The sequence below is a fragment of the Oceanobacillus limi genome (assembly GCF_900111445.1).
Lineage (GTDB): Bacteria > Bacillota > Bacilli > Bacillales > Amphibacillaceae > Ornithinibacillus > Ornithinibacillus limi.
This window is the reverse complement of sequence record NZ_FOHE01000008.1, coordinates 108,333-124,427: the sequence shown is the minus strand read 5'-3', so window position 1 is coordinate 124,427 and position 16,095 is coordinate 108,333. Positions and strand designations below refer to the sequence as shown.

Annotated in this window: 18 protein-coding genes; 4 read left to right on the top strand and 14 right to left on the bottom strand. The window is 35.1% G+C overall.

Annotation, left to right across the window (positions count from 1 at the left end; translation table 11 throughout):
• The first annotated feature begins 363 nt into the window (after positions 1 to 363).
• Positions 364 to 1,578 (top strand): sporulation integral membrane protein YlbJ, encoded by a 1,215-nt coding sequence (gene ylbJ / locus BMX40_RS10450; RefSeq protein WP_170840750.1) that lies wholly within the window; start codon positions 364 to 366, stop codon positions 1,576 to 1,578.
• A gap of 427 nt (positions 1,579 to 2,005) precedes the next feature.
• Here the strand turns inward: ylbJ and coaD are convergent, their stop codons facing one another.
• The 7 genes from coaD to BMX40_RS10415 form a co-directional block, all read right to left on the bottom strand.
• The gene (gene coaD / locus BMX40_RS10445) at positions 2,006 to 2,485 is read right to left on the bottom strand and encodes a pantetheine-phosphate adenylyltransferase (protein WP_090869589.1); all 480 of its coding nucleotides are present in this window, start codon (positions 2,483 to 2,485) and stop codon (positions 2,006 to 2,008) included.
• 30 nt (positions 2,486 to 2,515) lie between these two features.
• The gene (rsmD, locus tag BMX40_RS10440; RefSeq protein ID WP_090869586.1) at positions 2,516 to 3,070 is read right to left on the bottom strand and encodes a 16S rRNA (guanine(966)-N(2))-methyltransferase RsmD; all 555 of its coding nucleotides are present in this window, start codon (positions 3,068 to 3,070) and stop codon (positions 2,516 to 2,518) included.
• A gap of 404 nt (positions 3,071 to 3,474) precedes the next feature.
• Complete coding sequence (locus tag BMX40_RS10435; protein ID WP_090869584.1) at positions 3,475 to 3,750, bottom strand: YlbG family protein; 276 nt, start codon at positions 3,748 to 3,750, stop codon at positions 3,475 to 3,477.
• A gap of 67 nt (positions 3,751 to 3,817) precedes the next feature.
• On the bottom strand, positions 3,818 to 4,267 hold the full coding sequence (locus BMX40_RS10430; protein WP_090869581.1) for a YlbF/YmcA family competence regulator: 450 nt from the start codon (positions 4,265 to 4,267) through the stop codon (positions 3,818 to 3,820).
• A gap of 60 nt (positions 4,268 to 4,327) precedes the next feature.
• Positions 4,328 to 4,561, bottom strand: coding sequence for a YlbE-like family protein (locus BMX40_RS10425; protein ID WP_090869578.1), 234 nt, complete (start codon positions 4,559 to 4,561; stop codon positions 4,328 to 4,330).
• An 8-nt stretch (positions 4,562 to 4,569) separates the two neighbouring features.
• On the bottom strand, positions 4,570 to 4,953 hold the full coding sequence (gene ylbD / locus BMX40_RS10420; protein ID WP_090869576.1) for a spore coat protein YlbD: 384 nt from the start codon (positions 4,951 to 4,953) through the stop codon (positions 4,570 to 4,572).
• Positions 4,954 to 5,100: 147 nt separating this feature from the next.
• On the bottom strand, positions 5,101 to 6,171 hold the full coding sequence (locus tag BMX40_RS10415) for a CAP domain-containing protein (RefSeq protein WP_244513487.1): 1,071 nt from the start codon (positions 6,169 to 6,171) through the stop codon (positions 5,101 to 5,103).
• 224 nt (positions 6,172 to 6,395) lie between these two features.
• Between BMX40_RS10415 and BMX40_RS10410 the strand changes: the two genes are divergently transcribed.
• A complete protein-coding gene (locus BMX40_RS10410; RefSeq protein WP_090869574.1) occupies positions 6,396 to 6,761 on the top strand; it encodes a YugN family protein in 366 nt (121 codons plus the stop codon).
• Positions 6,762 to 6,942: 181 nt separating this feature from the next.
• On the top strand, positions 6,943 to 8,010 hold the full coding sequence (gene ytvI / locus BMX40_RS10405) for a sporulation integral membrane protein YtvI (protein ID WP_090869571.1): 1,068 nt from the start codon (positions 6,943 to 6,945) through the stop codon (positions 8,008 to 8,010).
• A gap of 37 nt (positions 8,011 to 8,047) precedes the next feature.
• Here the strand turns inward: ytvI and BMX40_RS10400 are convergent, their stop codons facing one another.
• The 7 genes from BMX40_RS10400 to cyoE form a co-directional block, all read right to left on the bottom strand.
• On the bottom strand, positions 8,048 to 8,503 hold the full coding sequence (locus tag BMX40_RS10400; protein ID WP_090869569.1) for a DUF420 domain-containing protein: 456 nt from the start codon (positions 8,501 to 8,503) through the stop codon (positions 8,048 to 8,050).
• Positions 8,504 to 8,603: 100 nt separating this feature from the next.
• Complete coding sequence (gene ctaG / locus BMX40_RS10395; protein WP_090869567.1) at positions 8,604 to 9,512, bottom strand: cytochrome c oxidase assembly factor CtaG; 909 nt, start codon at positions 9,510 to 9,512, stop codon at positions 8,604 to 8,606.
• A 152-nt stretch (positions 9,513 to 9,664) separates the two neighbouring features.
• Entirely contained in the window at positions 9,665 to 9,985 is a 321-nt protein-coding gene (gene ctaF / locus BMX40_RS10390) for a cytochrome c oxidase subunit IVB (RefSeq protein ID WP_090869565.1), read from the bottom strand.
• Positions 9,986 to 9,988: 3 nt separating this feature from the next.
• Positions 9,989 to 10,612, bottom strand: a complete 624-nt coding sequence (locus tag BMX40_RS10385; RefSeq protein WP_090869563.1) for a cytochrome (ubi)quinol oxidase subunit III — start codon at positions 10,610 to 10,612, stop codon at positions 9,989 to 9,991.
• Between the two features lies 1 nt (position 10,613).
• On the bottom strand, positions 10,614 to 12,464 hold the full coding sequence (ctaD, locus tag BMX40_RS10380) for a cytochrome c oxidase subunit I (protein ID WP_090869561.1): 1,851 nt from the start codon (positions 12,462 to 12,464) through the stop codon (positions 10,614 to 10,616).
• A 41-nt stretch (positions 12,465 to 12,505) separates the two neighbouring features.
• Positions 12,506 to 13,558: a cytochrome c oxidase subunit II gene (gene coxB, locus BMX40_RS10375; protein ID WP_090869559.1), complete on the bottom strand. Its 1,053-nt coding sequence runs from the start codon at positions 13,556 to 13,558 to the stop codon at positions 12,506 to 12,508.
• Positions 13,559 to 13,596: 38 nt separating this feature from the next.
• Positions 13,597 to 14,541, bottom strand: a complete 945-nt coding sequence (gene cyoE / locus BMX40_RS10370) for a heme o synthase (protein ID WP_090869557.1) — start codon at positions 14,539 to 14,541, stop codon at positions 13,597 to 13,599.
• A gap of 547 nt (positions 14,542 to 15,088) precedes the next feature.
• On the opposite strand from cyoE, the gene BMX40_RS10365 reads away from it, so the two are divergent.
• Entirely contained in the window at positions 15,089 to 16,051 is a 963-nt protein-coding gene (locus BMX40_RS10365; protein ID WP_090869555.1) for a COX15/CtaA family protein, read from the top strand.
• Positions 16,052 to 16,095: the final 44 nt, after the last annotated feature.

Below are 16,095 nucleotides of genomic sequence, written 5' to 3'. Positions count from 1 at the left end.
CTGTTGAATGACCTAATATACAACTTGTGGATCACATAAACTCTACAAAATTCTAATAGCTTGTAAAAAAGTGTATGGCATAAACCTAGGTTGTATGTGCGTATATTGATATAAACATGCAAACCTGTCTTAAAAATACGATAGCCTGTACATATTTTAAAACTCAATTCACTTTGTGATGAACGATTTTTGTTCAACGGATTTTAGATAACCAATATATTTGATTTAACTGTCCAGTAATTCATATAGGATATACCTCTTAAAAGGATTTTTCAAATGAATTGCATAAGGGACAAGCTAAAATTATTTTACTATTCCTATAAAAATAAGTACAGACAAGATTCACCTTTAGGAGGCAATATGTTGAAACAAATAATAAAAACCTTAATGCTAGCAGGATTCACCATCTTTTTTGCGTTTACTTTAATTAAATTCCCACAAGACGCTTTGGAAGCAAGTATCCGTGGACTCGATATGTGGTGGGAAATTGTTTTTCCATCTTTATTACCATTTTTTATTATAGCAGATTTATTGCTTAGTTTCGGAGTAGTTCGATTTGTTGGCGTATTATTTGAACCAATCATGCGTCCTTTATTTAATGTTCCAGGGGCTGGTAGCTTTGCATGGATTATGGGGATGGCAAGTGGTTACCCTACTGGAGCAAAGATTTCCGTTCGATTACGAGAAGAAAAGCAATTAACTCAAATTGAAGCAGAACGTCTTGTTTCCTTTACCAACGCTTCTAGTCCGCTATTTATATTCGGGGCAATCTCTGTAGGCTTCTTTCATGATCCCAAACTTGGTATTTTGCTAGCAATATGCCATTACGTAGGAAATGCCATGGTAGGTATTTGCATGCGTTTTTACGGGCGAAAAGCAGAAGCACCTAAACAACAGAACAATAGCAGAAGAAAAGTATCCTTAAAACGCGCCTTTAAAGAAATGCACGAGACACGATTGAAAGATTCACGCCCTCTCGGTGAAATAATGGGTGATGCTGTACTAAATTCCATTAAGACATTGGTGATGGTTGGAGGTTTCATTATCTTATTTTCCGTATTAACGAAACTGTTATTTTTAATAGATATAACACCAGTTATAGCTGTTGCATTTCAGACGATCTTTAGCTTGATAGGATTACCTGTAGAACTGGCATTACCTTTTATTTCTGGTCTATTTGAAATAACCATTGGAGCTAACTTAATTTCCAAAGAATCAATTGATCCTTTCCTTTCAAGTATGATCATCGTTAGCTTCATTCTTGGATTTAATGGATTTTCTGTTCAAGCACAAGTAGCCAGCATCATTTCCAAGACAGATATTCGATTTACTCCTTATTTTATGGCTAGAATTTTACACGGCTTCATTGCGGGTATGTTAGTAATTATTTTGTACAAACCTCTGTATATTAATCGTCAAGTAATTGAACTCGATCAAATACCTGTAAGCAAACCAGTTTACCAAGAAAATACGATGTATTATGTTTTAGAATTGTTCAATCAATTCGGACCAATAGTAACGATGGCATTCTTATTCATTTCTGCTATAATCATCTTCCGTCGATTAAAGAGATATTAAAGAATTTGCTGAAATAGAGTTGTGTTAATCGAAAATACTGTTACCGTAACAGCCTTTGGAAATTGCGAAAGGTCAGTAAAGGGATAAGTTTTTAGCAAGGAAATTGTAATGTAATGAAGGAGAAAGCGGAGCTGAAAGGTAAATATCAGATGGCTGGTTACTAAAAAAACATTATACCTTCTTCTGCAATTGGATCAGCTTACATGTAGCTGAAATCTATATTGAAAGATGGAGAATATGAAATCTCGCCAAACTAAAGAGTTACGACACATTAAAATACGTTATCTGCAATAAGACTTCAAATACGGAAGGAAAATCCAAACTGATTCCTTTACTAGTAAACGTATCAGCTATGGGATTTTCCTGAAATAGTCTTGGCACCAAAACCTATCCATCGTTCTATAGTGTTAAAGGTCCCCTCTGATAATTATTTAAATTTGTCCTGTAATGCTTTTTCAACTACCTCTGGCACTAAATCAGAAACATTTGCTTTATACTTTGCAACTTCTTTAACGATGCTTGAACTTAAAAAGGAATATTGATTGTTTGTCATCATAAATAAAGTTTCTATCTCTTCATTTAATTTCCGATTCATCGATGTAATTTGCATCTCATATTCAAAGTCACTTACTGCTCGTAACCCTCGCAGAACAGCTTGTGCATTCTTTTCTTTTGCATAGTTTATTAGTAGTCCAGCACTTGCATCAACTGAAACATTTGGTAAATCTTTTGTTGACTCTTCAATGAGATACATTCGTTCCTCAACAGAAAATAATGGATTTTTTGACTGGTTATTAAAAACCGCAACGATTACTTCGTCAAATATTGAAGCCCCTCGTCTTATAATATCCAAATGTCCATATGTTATCGGATCAAAACTTCCTGGACAAATCGCCAATCTACTCACTAGCTTAAACCTCCCTAACCAATATGTTCTTCAAGATTTTTTAATTATCGTTACCCCAATAGCGCCACCATAATCACCTTGCTTTAGTATTTGGTAATTATCCATAGGTATCTCAAATAATTCTTTTGGATCATGTTCACAGTAGACAATGCCATCATCAGTTAACAGTTGATTCTTTTCGATATCCTGCAATAAATTTGTGTAATTAACTTTCCCATACGGTGGATCTAAAAAAATCAAATTAAATTTAAGGTCTCTCTTGTCTACAGCTTTTAACGCACGAAATGCGTCTGTGCGATAAACTTCTGTAACATCTTCCAATTTAAAGTTTCGGATATTCTCATGGATTGTTTGTATAGCTTTTGGATGTTTATCAATAAAAATACCATTATCCATTCCTCTACTAATTGCTTCGATTCCTAATGAACCACTTCCTGCAAACAAATCTAAACAAGTACCTCCGTCAAAAAATGGACCCATCACTTGAAATATAGCCTCTTTCACTTTATCAGTAGTTGGCCGAGTTGACTTACCAGGTACAGCTTTCAATTGTCTTCCTTTATGTATACCTGCAACTATCCGCATCAAAGCACCTCATCCTGTGACATTATTCGACATTAATCCTATCATAAAACGGTTTAAATTTGTACTTACTCCACTTCTAAAAAAATATTAGAAAATAAGTATATATTTCTAATCCTTGTCCATAATAACACATGAGACAGCTAATGCGTAGCTTGGTTGTTTCAAAACACGGAGAAGAGACTTACACTTCCCCATAAGTTCTCCTCCGGTTTCTCCTCTCCCTTTGCCTTTTTGTTTTCTAACAAGAAAACAAAGGGACCTGCAGAATTATTTCTGCAGGTTTTTTTATTGCTTAGGAATTTTAACATTAAAGTTTACTATACTCATTCCAATCTAATAAAGAAGTGGATTCTAGTAAAAAATATAATACAAAAAAACTTTGCGGCTCGTATAACCGCAAAGTTTCATATACCCATTTTATAATCATACTGCTTTGCTTTATCAGGCTTCGCATTTTCAAAATCCGTACGAATATCAGGCTTGAAAGAACGATCTACACGTGAGACAAAAGAATGCTTCGATAGTTTTGCCTCAATTTCTTCAATTGCTGATTGGTCAACATATAGAACTGCATATTTGAGTTTTTTCGATGTATAAAGTAAGTGACCATATCGCTTAATTTGCTTAAGATTTTTCATATGCTGAAACCAAACAATGATACCTTGTCGCTTCGTTCTCATTATGCCTCCTCGCTTCCACCGTTAATATCAGTAATATTCCAAAAAGAGTGATGCCTTAATAAGTTGCTTAGGAAGCCTTACTCCCTCCACAGCCACAGCTACCTCCACTACCGCAGCCACACCCGCTATCGGATAATGCTGCTCCGTCCTTAGGAACTTTTATATCCTTACTTACACTATGTGCAATGTGCTCACTAATTTCATCCAGTAACCGCTGTAGATTTCGTTCAGCTATTTTATAGGTTGCAACCTTTTCATGCATATCCATCTCACGCTTGGTGGTACGGACCTTCTTCATAATCTCATTATAATCAGGATGGTATCTCCCAAAACGCTGTACATCCTCGTATTGTTCTTTTATATCATTAAAAGCTCGAATTAGCTTTTGTGCTTCTGGATCGGTATTAAGTTCATTACGTGCTTTTTGAAAAGCAACAACAACTTCCGATTGTATGATCATATTTCCTAGTAACTCAGCTCGATCTAGTATATCTACATATTCAAGTGTAGCTATCATACGTAGTATCACCTCCACCTATATCTTACCATTAATTTGATACGGTGAAAATGAAAACGGCTAATCTTTCATTGTTTCTGCGAATTGTAAAAACATCCCAACCATCTGTACTCCATTATTTATCTTTTCTACTTGCTGTGGAAAAGTTTTACCATAAAACCGTTTCGCTTCCTTTTCTATCTCATAAATCCTGTTAGGATCTCTAGTCAAATAACGGTACCACATCGGATTACTTCGTACAAATTGCAGCAATTCTGGTCGAGATTTTAAATAATTATAACATGAGCTATTCATAATACGGATCAATCCCTAAACCAGTGGTAAGGCTGGTTTTGTTGATACTGGTTTGATTTTTTCTTGTCTTGAAACTGCCCCAATAGTTCTTGTAAAGTAGCTACCGTACTACTTAATTCATGTACTTGCTTTTGAACTTTATCGACATCCACATTCTCTGTTAATTTCATTAACTGGGAAAAAAATTCTGATTTATTCCCTGATTTTTTCTCTGATTCATTACTATCTTTCTCAAACTTATCCCAAAGTGGATCATCTTCACCAAGTAATATCCACTTTTCATAATACTCCTGCCACGACCGACCACTTTTTCTAATTTCTTCCCTTAATTTTGGATGTTCATTAATAAACTTCTTAAAAGCAACGACTTTAGGATGCAAATCATTACTCACATCATTCACCCCATTTTTCTTTGCAGGTATCGCCTGAAATTACTAATTTATCCTTTAATTAGGGTATGCTTAGAAATATTAACTGTGCATCTATCCAATCGTTTCTGAAAGTATAATGAAATTTTAAACATACTTATTTGAAGATGTTTATGGCTTGGTTAAAAAGTTCTGTGTGTAATACAGTCGATACACCCCAACGCCTAAATGCGTATATTTATTGTTTAATAGCGCTTCCCGATGGCCTTCACTATTTAACCATCCTTGAACAGCTGCAGGTGCATCTACATATTGTGCGGCAATATTTTCACCAGCTGCAAAGTAATACACTTCATTTTCAGCAAGTCGTTCTTTTAATCCGTCACCACTTAAACCATAATGAGAGAAATAATTATTCTCAGCCATATCCCTACTGTGGCTATAAGCAACTTCACGTACCTTGTCGTCCCATTTCAGTTGTGACTTATTAAAATAATTTCGTATCACGTTTGATATTTCAAACACCTGTTGCTCCATCCCATGTTCAATATCCGCCCATTTCTCCTCACTTGGATTTGGAGAACTTGGTATCTCCCCTCGGTATTCCATAGCATATGGGTGGTGTTGTAGGAGAACATCCCCTTTCATAATTCGTATAGAAGATAATTGTTCCGTAAAAGAATCGAAATAAGTTTGAATAAATAAATCACTTGTTACTTTAGCTAAAGGTCGATGCTGTAAATCCTCGTCCGTAAGCTGAAAAGTATAGGATGATGGTCCACTCGTATAAGTCACTTCTTGTTCAAAAGGTAACTCCTTATCTACCAAATCATAGGAATCACCTATCGAGAATGGAGCGATTTCCAAGTCTAACCCAGTAGCATAAATTGTAATAATTTCACCTTCTGCAACTCCAAATTGAATGAAGTGAGTTTCTTCATTGGTGTAAACCCACCAATCATAGGTATAAGCACTAGGATCTATTCGAATTGGCTCCCCGTATTTTTCTACCAGTTCCTCTGGTTTTTTGCCAATCCAATCAAATAGATCTCCTTCTAATTTTTGATCTGCAATCCGCTTCTCCGGTAGCTTTTTTTGCTTCAAGTCAAGACTCTTATCTTGAAAGACTAGTGCAATATGATCTATAGCCTTTTCTGCTGATCCAGCCTCCTTCATAAAGCCAAGGATTGCTACAACCGTTAATAAAAATACGACAACCAATACGTGAACTAAAGTTCGCATGTTTCTTTCCCCTTCTCCTATTATGATATAACTACTATATGTATTAGAGTTCAATTACATTCTTAATAGTTATACTAAAATGGTTGAATTATACTAGAAAAGAGTTGTTTCAATTTCATGAACTCAATAGGAAATCGTAGGAAATGTTTTCCCTTTTCCGTTGCAACTTGGTGGAATTCGTACTATTATAGTTTTAGTGATGATAATTTTGTGAGGTGGAGAAAATGAAGCTAGAAAACTTAGGAATTGAAGATACAGTTATGGATTTAAAGCCACTTGATCATATTATGGGAAAACATGCATTTATCCGTGCTGGTCAATGGGATTATGAACGAGTTACATATGATTATAAAATAGGTTCAAAAGAAAAAAATGTTACATATTATATTCGAATTCAAGGATATGCTGTTGAAGGCGATGTTGATAGAGGAAATGCCGTTATTAAGTTATTAACACCATTACTAGGTAAACATTATTACCCTCATGGTGTTGAATATGGTGAAGAAGAAAACTTCCCTGAAAATCTTGTAGAACGTGCACATAAACTTGTTGCAAAGGTCAAAGAGGAACTTACTAATTACGAAAAGTAACTCTTAAAAGAATCAACTTATACCTTAGACACCAGCCAACAGCCAGTTACTAGCTGTTGGCTTTTCATATTGCAAATGTATAAAAGGAAAAAAATCTGTTCAAAATCGGGATTACGTGCTATATTTTGAATAGGAATGTATTCTGAAATTTAGTGTTTTTTGAAAGGAGACTTCACGTCTTTTGTCCTTAAAAATTACGAAACGTCAATGGAAATTTATCATTTTATCAGTAGTGCTTCTATTATTACTATTAGCGCTTTATTTTATTTTACCAATTGCCCTTCCATTGGTTATTGCTTTAATTACAGCTTTAGCGTTGAATCCAACTGTTAGGCTAGTCCAACGTAGGTTGAAATTTAGTCGAAAAAACTCTGTTCTCGTTGTATTTTTACTTTTCATATTGTTAATTGGATTCCTTGCTACATTTTTCGTTACAAAAGCAGTAGCTCAAGTTATAAATTTTGTTGAAACTGTACCAACTTATGTAAATCAAATCAACGTCATCATTCTAGAGTGGGAAGAAAAGTTAGAGATTTATACGCAAGATTTGCCACCAGAATTCTTTGAAGAGATCTCAGAAAGCATTCAAGGATACGTAAATGACTTAACAAATACGGCAAAAGATAAATTAACAATTGAAAATATTTCAAAAGCATTTGCGGCAATTCCTCAATACTTAATTAGTTTCATTGTATACTTAATCGCTTTATTTCTTTTTATGTTAGAATTGCCAAAACTCACTGCTCAAACGTATCAATTATTTACCGTACAAACAGCTGAAAAGGTTTCGTTTATGACGAACCGCATAAAAAGTGTAGTTGTTGGTTTTTTCAAAGCACAGTTTCTAGTAAGTATACCAATTTTAATTGTTACGCTAATCGGATTGTTCCTGATTGTGCCGGATATTGCTTTAGTCATGTCTATCATTATTTGGTTAGTAGACTTAATACCTATCATTGGCTCCATTATCATATTAGGTCCATGGGCTATTTTTATGTTCTTAGCTGGTGATATATCAATGGGAGTACAATTATCCGTACTGGCAATAATTCTACTCGCCATTCGTAGAACCGTTGAACCAAAGGTTATGGGAAAACATATTGGGTTATCCCCTCTAGCAACTCTAATAGCAATGTTTTTAGGGTTACAAATCTTAGGCTTATTCGGATTTATATTAGGTCCAATGGCTGTTATAATCTTTAACTCCGCTAAAGAAGCAGGAATTATCAAATGGAATTTAAAGATATAAATTAAAAAAAGGTGTGAGACCTCAGCCTCACACCTTTTTACGTTCCTAATATTGCTTTTATTAAACTCGTTGTCTCTCCACCATCAAACAATACGTATAATAGTAAATAAACAGCTACACCAGTGATCGCAGTGAAAAACCAGATAATACTTGTAATAGGACCGATCTTTCTATGCTTCGATATATTCCTTTTCAATGCTAGTGTTAAGGTTACAATACCAAACACAGCACCCGTTGTAGCTAGAATAATATGAAACACAAGGAAGATCGTATAATAAATCTTTATCTCATCTGGCCCACCAAAGCTTGTATTTCCAGTAAATATGGTACGAGATGCGTAAATGATGAAAAATATGATGGCACTTATCGCCGCTGATATCATAACCTTTTTATGGGCACTAGCTTTCCCTTTAGAAATGAGTCTCCATCCGATTGCCACAAGAATTGCACTGAGAACAATAAAAAATGTACTTATTGTCGGTAGTATATACATTACTAATTTTCCTTTCTACATAAAAGCTTCTAAATACGTTATGTAAAAGTGGAAAACATAAGCTTATCCTCGTTTTCCACTCTATTTAATTTATAACTACTTAATTAGAATCCGTAGCATTTGCTACCGGTAATGGATCTATCTTATGACTTTCTGCATTAAACCAACCATAAAAAATTTGAGCTAGTAACGTACCATAGGCTATTTCTTGGATGATTTTCATAATAATACCACCAAGTTGCTGATCTTCTAATGTACTCATCGGAGAGAACATTTCTGGTCCTGACAGCGTGAATGTTAAACCATTTAGTACGTCTCCCGGCACACATAATGCTAATGCCTGTAACCAAGCACCACTAGCACTGTACGCCTCAAATAATGGAACATTTGAAAAAATAATGAGTACACAAGCAGGAGTAATTAAGACACTATTACCAAATATATAAAAGATCTTTAATAAAGGTTTTAACTTATCCAATTCTTTAACCGGCGAAATCATTGGGAAAAACACAATAAAAGCAGCTATCAATAATATAATCGAAATTGATGTATGGGCTACTAGTGATGTCTTCGAAAAGTTAAAAACCGCAGGAATATGGTAAATCGAAAACAGCGCATTAAATAGTAGAATAGCTATTAATGGCTTGGTTAAAAACCGCATTAAAGGATAAATAATTGGTAGTTTAATTACTTTTTCCCAAATCCACGCAGGAATTCCTTTAATCATAAGGATTGGAAAAATGATTAAGTAAACAGCCATTTGCATCATGTGAGCTGTTAGCATAATATGTGTAAGCAAATCAATAGGCGACCCTTTAACAAGATACAATAAGAGCAAACCAGTGTAGAAAATAGCTTGTTGTTTCACACTTGGTTTTTCAATTACTCCAAATTTATGTCGCAAAGGTCCAGTCACTAAGAAATAAGCAATTCCTAGTGATAAAACAAATAATAGAAAATACGGACTCCATAGTGCACGAAATCCAAATATTTGTAACTCTAACCACATAGTTAATTTCCTCCAAAAAAAACTTATATAATTTAGTATAACGTATTTTCCAAGTGAGGAAACGCTATAAATGTGACATTTTACGTAAAAAACTAACTAACTAGGACTTAGCTAAAAGAAAAAGATCAGGAATTGTCCTGATCTTTTCTATCTTACCACCAAATGATTAACGTAAGAGCTAATATAGTTACTATAGCAGCTCCTATTCCTCCGTAAATCATTAAGGATGGCATTTCATGGCCTGCATCTTTCATATGCATGAAATAATAAAATTGGAATGCAACCTGAACCACTGCTAATAGTAACAATAGTGGTATAGCGAATATTTTATCTACTCCTGTCAGTACTACTACAAAGGCTATAAGAGTAAATACAATCATTAACGCAAAAGTAATTAGTTGCTTTACCATTTCATCTTTATGTTTTTGTTTATGGAACGAATCAAAATTCCCGGTATTGGTGTTATTTGCCATAATTTAGCCCACCTTCCCCATTAAGTATACAACAGTGAAAATAAATACCCATACGACATCAATAAAGTGCCAATATAAACTGAAAGTATTAAATTTCGGAGCGTTGTATAGGTTTAATCCTCTTTTGGCATTACGAACCATAATTGCTGTTAACCAACAAAGTCCAAATAATACGTGCCCTCCATGAAATCCAACTAGTGTATAGAAAGCTGAACCAAAGGCAGATGAACGGAACGTAAAACCATATTCATGGATATAATGATAGAACTCATAAATCTCAAGGGATAGGAACGCAAGACCGAGCAAGCCAGTTATTCCTAACCACAATTGCATTTTCTTAAAGTCATTATTTTTCATATGATACATTGCATAAACACTAGTTAAAGAACTAGTCAATAGCAACATTGTCATAATGAAAACTAATTCTAACCCAAACAATTCCTCTGATGAAGGACCGCCAGCAGTTGAATTTTTCAATGCTAAATACGTTCCAAATAAACTTGCAAAAAGAACCGTCTCTCCACCTAGAAAGAACCACAAACCAAGGAATTTATTTTTCCCTTCTAGAGTTGCTTTTTCTGGGTTATGAGGCATTGTTTCCGGATTTAAGGAATGATCGTGACTCATATTAGTCAGCCTCCCTTTCAAGTTCTTCTTTCGTAATATGGTAGCCGTGATCATCCTTAAGAGACCTCACTAACATACTACCAAGACCAATTGCCATTCCACCAAATAAGAAGAGGTAGGCAACATCATGAGTTGCATGATAAATGAAACCAAAACTTGCGATAAAGAAACCTAGTGACATAACAAATGGAATAAACGATCCATTTGGCATGTGTACATCACCTAAAGGCTCTGCTGGAGTCATTTTTCCTTTACCTTCTACTTTTTCAATCCATAAAGGATCTAACCCACGTACTAATGGTAATTGTTTAAAGTTATAATATGGTGGTGGTGAGGCGATAGCCCATTCTAATGTACGTCCTCCCCATGGATCAGCTGGTGCTTTTTCCCCTTTAATAGCGGTGTAGATTGCATTGATTAAAAATACAATAACACCAAATGCCATGAAGAAAGCTCCAATTGTACTGATAAAGTTTCCAGTATCTAACCCTTGGTCTTCAAGGAATACCCAATAACGACGTGGCATCCCCATTAGCCCTAGGAAATGTTGGATAAAGAAAGTTAAATGGAAACCTATAAAGAATGTCCAGAATGTTAATTTACCCATTCCTTCATGTAGGATACGTCCGAAAATCTTCGGCCACCAATAATGACAACCTGCAAGAATACCGAATACTACCCCACCAACGATTACATAGTGGAAATGGGCCACTACAAAGTACGTATCATGGTACTGATAGTCGGCAACTGATGCTGCAACCATTACTCCAGTCATACCACCAAGTGTAAAGGTTGGAATAAATCCTAATGCCCATAGCATGGCAGAATTTATTGTGATCTGTCCACCCCATAAAGTTAGTAGCCAGTTAAAGATTTTTATACCTGTTGGTACTGCAATTGCCATTGTTGCAATTGCGAATATAGAGTTTGCTACAGGTCCCATACCAACTGTAAACATGTGGTGAGCCCATACCATGAATCCTAAGAATGCAATTAATACGGTTGCAAATACCATTGCCGTATAACCAAACAATCTTTTCTTAGAAAAAGTTGAGAATATATCACTAAATATTCCAAATGCTGGCAGAACCAAAATATAAACCTCTGGATGACCAAAAATCCAAAAGATATGCTGCCAAATAATTGAGTTACCACCTAAGGCAACATCAAAGAATGCAGCTCCAAACATACGATCAAACATTAATAGGAAAAGACCTACTGTTAATGCCGGGAACGCAAATAAAATTAACACACTAATCACAAATGTTGTCCATGTGAATAATGGCATACGCATATACGTCATACCTGGTGCACGCATATTTACGATCGTAACTAGAAAGTTAATACCACCCATTAGTGTACCTGCACCCGATAACTGAAGACCCATAATATAATAGTCTACACCATGACCTGGTGAGGTGGTTGATAATGGTGAATAAGCTGTCCACCCTGCATCAGGTGCTCCACCAGTAAACCAACTAACGTTTAACATAATTCCACCAAATAAGAACATCCAAAAACCTAATGAATTTAAAAATGGAAATGCAACATCACGAGCACCTATTTGTAATGGCATAATCGCATTCATTAAGCCAAGTAGTAACGGCATGGCTGCCAAGAATATCATGGTTGTACCATGCATTGTAATCATTTCATTATATAAACCTGCTGTTATAAAGTCATTTTCAGGTTCGATTAATTGTATACGGATAATCATTGCTTCTAGCCCACCGAGTAGGAAAAACAAACCACCTGCATACAAATACAATTTACCAATTTTTTTGTGGTCAACTGTAGTCAAGTAGTCCCATAACACGGCAGCGAAGCCTTTGTTCTGAGTAGCTATACTCACAAGATAAACCTCCCTTTTACGTCTTCCATCCCTATTTTTTATTAGTTACCAGCGCTATCAGGAGTTATATCTGAAGGCTGTAATTGCAGTAAATAATCTGCTAATTTATCCGCATCTTCATCTGAAAGAGTAGGATATTTACCAGTCATTTTATTTCCTGGTTTAATTAACTCAGGGTTTTTTAACCATTTTACTAAATTATCTTTTGATAGATCTTCAATTCCAGCTAAACGTGAACGATCCCCGAAGTTTGTTAAGTTTGGTCCTGTCGCCACTGGTGATGAACCAATTGCATGACATGCCATACAGTTATTTTCTTCAAATAATTGCTGACCATCTTCAACTATTTCACTATCTGCTGGTTCTTCAGGATCAACATTTTGCATATCTGCAACCCATTCCTCATATTCTTCCGGACTAACAACTACTACTTTAAAGTCCATCAATGAGTGAGAAGGTCCACAGAATTCAGCACATTTTCCCCAATATACGCCTTCTTCATATGCTTCAATGTACATTGTGTTCTCGTTCTCAGGGTTAACATCCATTTTACCCGATAACGAAGGTACCCATAATGAATGGATAACGTCTGACGATAGCATGTTTAAATACACTCTCTCACCAACCGGGATGTATAGATCCTGACTCGTTTGAATTTCTTCTCCTGCATAATCAAAATGCCACCAATACTGATTACCAGTTACATTTACATTAATAGCGTCCTCTGCACCTGCATCATCTGCCAAATCAAATGTAGCTATTACAGTAGGAACTGCAATGATGATTAATAGGAGAATCGGAATCACAGTCCATATTGTTTCTAATGTGTGATTTCCTTCAACTTGTTTTGGTATGTAATCTTCTTGACCTTTCTTTTTACGAAAACGTACAAGTGCGATCACATAAATAACCATAACTACCGCAAAAACAAATAACATAATAACGGTTGTTAAAATAATTAAATCTAATGAAGATTCAGCACCATACCCCTTTGGTACTAAAGCTGTTAAATTTTCTTTACCACAGCCAGATAATACTAGTGCCAATGAGCTTAACAAAAACAAAGCTCTAAATTTTCCCATCCAACCTAACATGTATTCATACCTCTCTTTCTGTCATTCATCTTTATATTTTAATTAATAGGGAAATCGATTGTTACTAATGCCATCATTACAAATAAAATTGTCAAATAGTTTAAAGAATATATGAAAATTAAATTCGCCCATTTCAAATCGTTTTTCACGGAGAATCCTCTGATTCCAATTACAAGCCAACCTATATTTAACAGGGTTGCAATTGTGACAAATACGAGGCCTAGCTCATAGAGAAAAAATGGTAATGGCAATAAGCATGCAATGTAAATAACAATTTGTCGCTTTGTAAATTCAAATCCATAAACAACAGGTAGCATCGGAATATCAGCTGCTTTATAATCATCTACTTTTTTCATAGCTAAGGCTAAGAAATGTGGAGTTTGCCATATAAACATAATGAGAAATAATACAACTGGTACAATATGAAGGTTTGGATCAATTGCTGTCCAACCTATTAAAGGGGGGACTGCTCCAGAAAAACTTCCTACTACCGTATTTAATGTATACTTCCTTTTTGACCACATGGTGTATAAGACCACATATGCAAACCAGCCAAATAATGCAATTAAGGTAGCTTCAATTGTTGTAAACATCAATAGAATTAGACCTGTAACTGTTGAAGCAATTCCTAGAAATAGCACCGTTTGCATTGATAAATTCCCAGTAACTGTAGGACGTTTTTTTGTCCGAGTCATGATAGGATCGATATCAACATCGTACCAATTATTGAAGATACATCCTCCCGCAATAACAAGAGCGCTACCAAACATAGTTAATAGTAAAACATCCCAATTTGCTAAAAACGAGGAATTGGTAAAATGAAGTGCTAATAAAAATCCAGTAAATGTTGTCATTAAGTTTGAATTTACAATACCAACTTTAACAAGAGCTTTTAAGTCTGAAATAAATGATGTTTTATTTTCCTTTGATACAGTTACATTCCCCAACACTTGTGATGAAGTTGTTGTCTCGACCTTGTTCATTATGAATATCCCCCCTTCAAATCCCTGACTTAAGGAACACATTTAAATAAGCATACTTCGAGTAGTTCAAGAACTATTTTTTATTACTATTCCCATAAGTATCCTTATTATAATCTTCATTGTATCATGGAAGTATAAGTACAATCTATTTTGCTACATAAGATTCATGCCCCAAAAGGGATAGAATATATGACAATTTTGTGAATGTCATATATAAAATAAAATAAAAGGCATCATAGCCTTCCTTTTAAGTATAAAATATGTAGCTGCCCAAATAAAAATGGACATAGTTTTATAAAGCTTATCAAATATCCCCTACATTATTTCTAGCAGACAATGACGAACAATGCAAGGTTTTTTTCTCGTTTTTACCATGAAAATAGTAATAAACCATGATATTATGTAGATTGTGTGTCAATTATCACATTTTCCCATTATTTAATTGATTTATCTGCTCAAGAGATATTATTATGGAAATTATAGAAAATAAACAGTGGAGATCTTTAAAAATTCCATATTATAATCAACATGAAGTGAGGATATTTTTATGATCAAAATATTAAAATGGCTTTCAATAGTCGCGTCAATTGGAATGATATTTATCTTAATTGGCGGAGCGCTTGTAACAAAAACAGAATCTGGGGCAGGATGCGGGGAAAGCTGGCCGTTATGTCATGGCCAGTTCATTCCAACCAATATTAATGCCGAGCTAGTCATCGAGCTTAGTCACCGATTAGTGTCCGGGGTTGTTGGTGTGGTCGTATTATTATTATCTTATTTCTCTTGGAAACATATCGGCCACATTCGAGAAGTCAAATTTCTTTCGTTTTTATCCATCTTTTTTCTCGTTTTACAAGGATTAATTGGGGCAGCAGCAGTAATGTGGGGACAATCTGACTTCGTATTAGCAGCACATTTTGGAATTTCTCTCATTTCTTTTGCAGCTGTATTCTTATTAATGCTACTTATTTTTGAAATTGATAAGAAGTTTGATGCGAGTTCACTTTTCATTCAGAAACGACATCGAATAGAGATCTATTTACTGACATTATACACACTTATTGCTGTATATACCGGGGCACTTGTCCGTCATACAAATGCAAATCTAGTCTGTGGGGATTGGCCATTTTGTACGAACACCTCCCCTTTCGCATTTTCAGCTTATAGTTTGGAACAGTGGATTCAGATGGGACATCGCTTCATTGCAGGCATTCTATTTATTTGGACCGTAACCTTATTTATAAGAATGATAAAACATTATCGATCTAGCCGGGTCATGTTTTGGGGATGGACAACAGTTGTCACACTTATTTCTCTACAAGTGTTTTTTGGTGCAATGATTATTTTCACCCTGCTTAACCTAGGCATCGCTTTACTTCACGCGCTGGTTATATCTTGTTATTTTGCAATGCTTAGTTATTTTATCCTTCTATCATCTAGAAGTGCAGCAGCAGAGCGAAAAAACAGTGAAACATCAAACTCTAATAACGGAATAAGTAAAGTCAAATAAACATGACAGATGGCGAAACCTTTGATCGTAGACGTCGCTATCAA

Excerpts from the sequence above, each read along its gene's own strand:
- rsmD (WP_090869586.1), bottom strand. The coding sequence starts at position 3,070 with ATGCGGATAGTTGCAGGTATACATAAAGGAAGACAATTGAAAGCTGTA.
- coxB (WP_090869559.1), bottom strand. The coding sequence starts at position 13,558 with ATGTTAGGTTGGATGGGAAAATTTAGAGCTTTGTTTTTGTTAAGCTCA.
- BMX40_RS10400 (WP_090869569.1), bottom strand. The coding sequence starts at position 8,503 with ATGTATATACTACCGACAATAAGTACATTTTTTATTGTTCTCAGTGCA.
- BMX40_RS10435 (WP_090869584.1), bottom strand. The coding sequence starts at position 3,750 with ATGAGAACGAAGCGACAAGGTATCATTGTTTGGTTTCAGCATATGAAA.
- BMX40_RS10365 (WP_090869555.1), top strand. The coding sequence starts at position 15,089 with ATGATCAAAATATTAAAATGGCTTTCAATAGTCGCGTCAATTGGAATG.
- cyoE (WP_090869557.1), bottom strand. The coding sequence starts at position 14,541 with ATGAACAAGGTCGAGACAACAACTTCATCACAAGTGTTGGGGAATGTA.
- BMX40_RS10385 (WP_090869563.1), bottom strand. The coding sequence starts at position 10,612 with ATGAGTCACGATCATTCCTTAAATCCGGAAACAATGCCTCATAACCCA.
- ctaG (WP_090869567.1), bottom strand. The coding sequence starts at position 9,512 with ATGTGGTTAGAGTTACAAATATTTGGATTTCGTGCACTATGGAGTCCG.
- ctaF (WP_090869565.1), bottom strand. The coding sequence starts at position 9,985 with ATGGCAAATAACACCAATACCGGGAATTTTGATTCGTTCCATAAACAA.
- BMX40_RS10410 (WP_090869574.1), top strand. The coding sequence starts at position 6,396 with ATGAAGCTAGAAAACTTAGGAATTGAAGATACAGTTATGGATTTAAAG.
- BMX40_RS10415 (WP_244513487.1), bottom strand. The coding sequence starts at position 6,171 with ATGCGAACTTTAGTTCACGTATTGGTTGTCGTATTTTTATTAACGGTT.
- BMX40_RS10430 (WP_090869581.1), bottom strand. The coding sequence starts at position 4,267 with ATGATAGCTACACTTGAATATGTAGATATACTAGATCGAGCTGAGTTA.
- BMX40_RS10425 (WP_090869578.1), bottom strand. The coding sequence starts at position 4,561 with ATGAATAGCTCATGTTATAATTATTTAAAATCTCGACCAGAATTGCTG.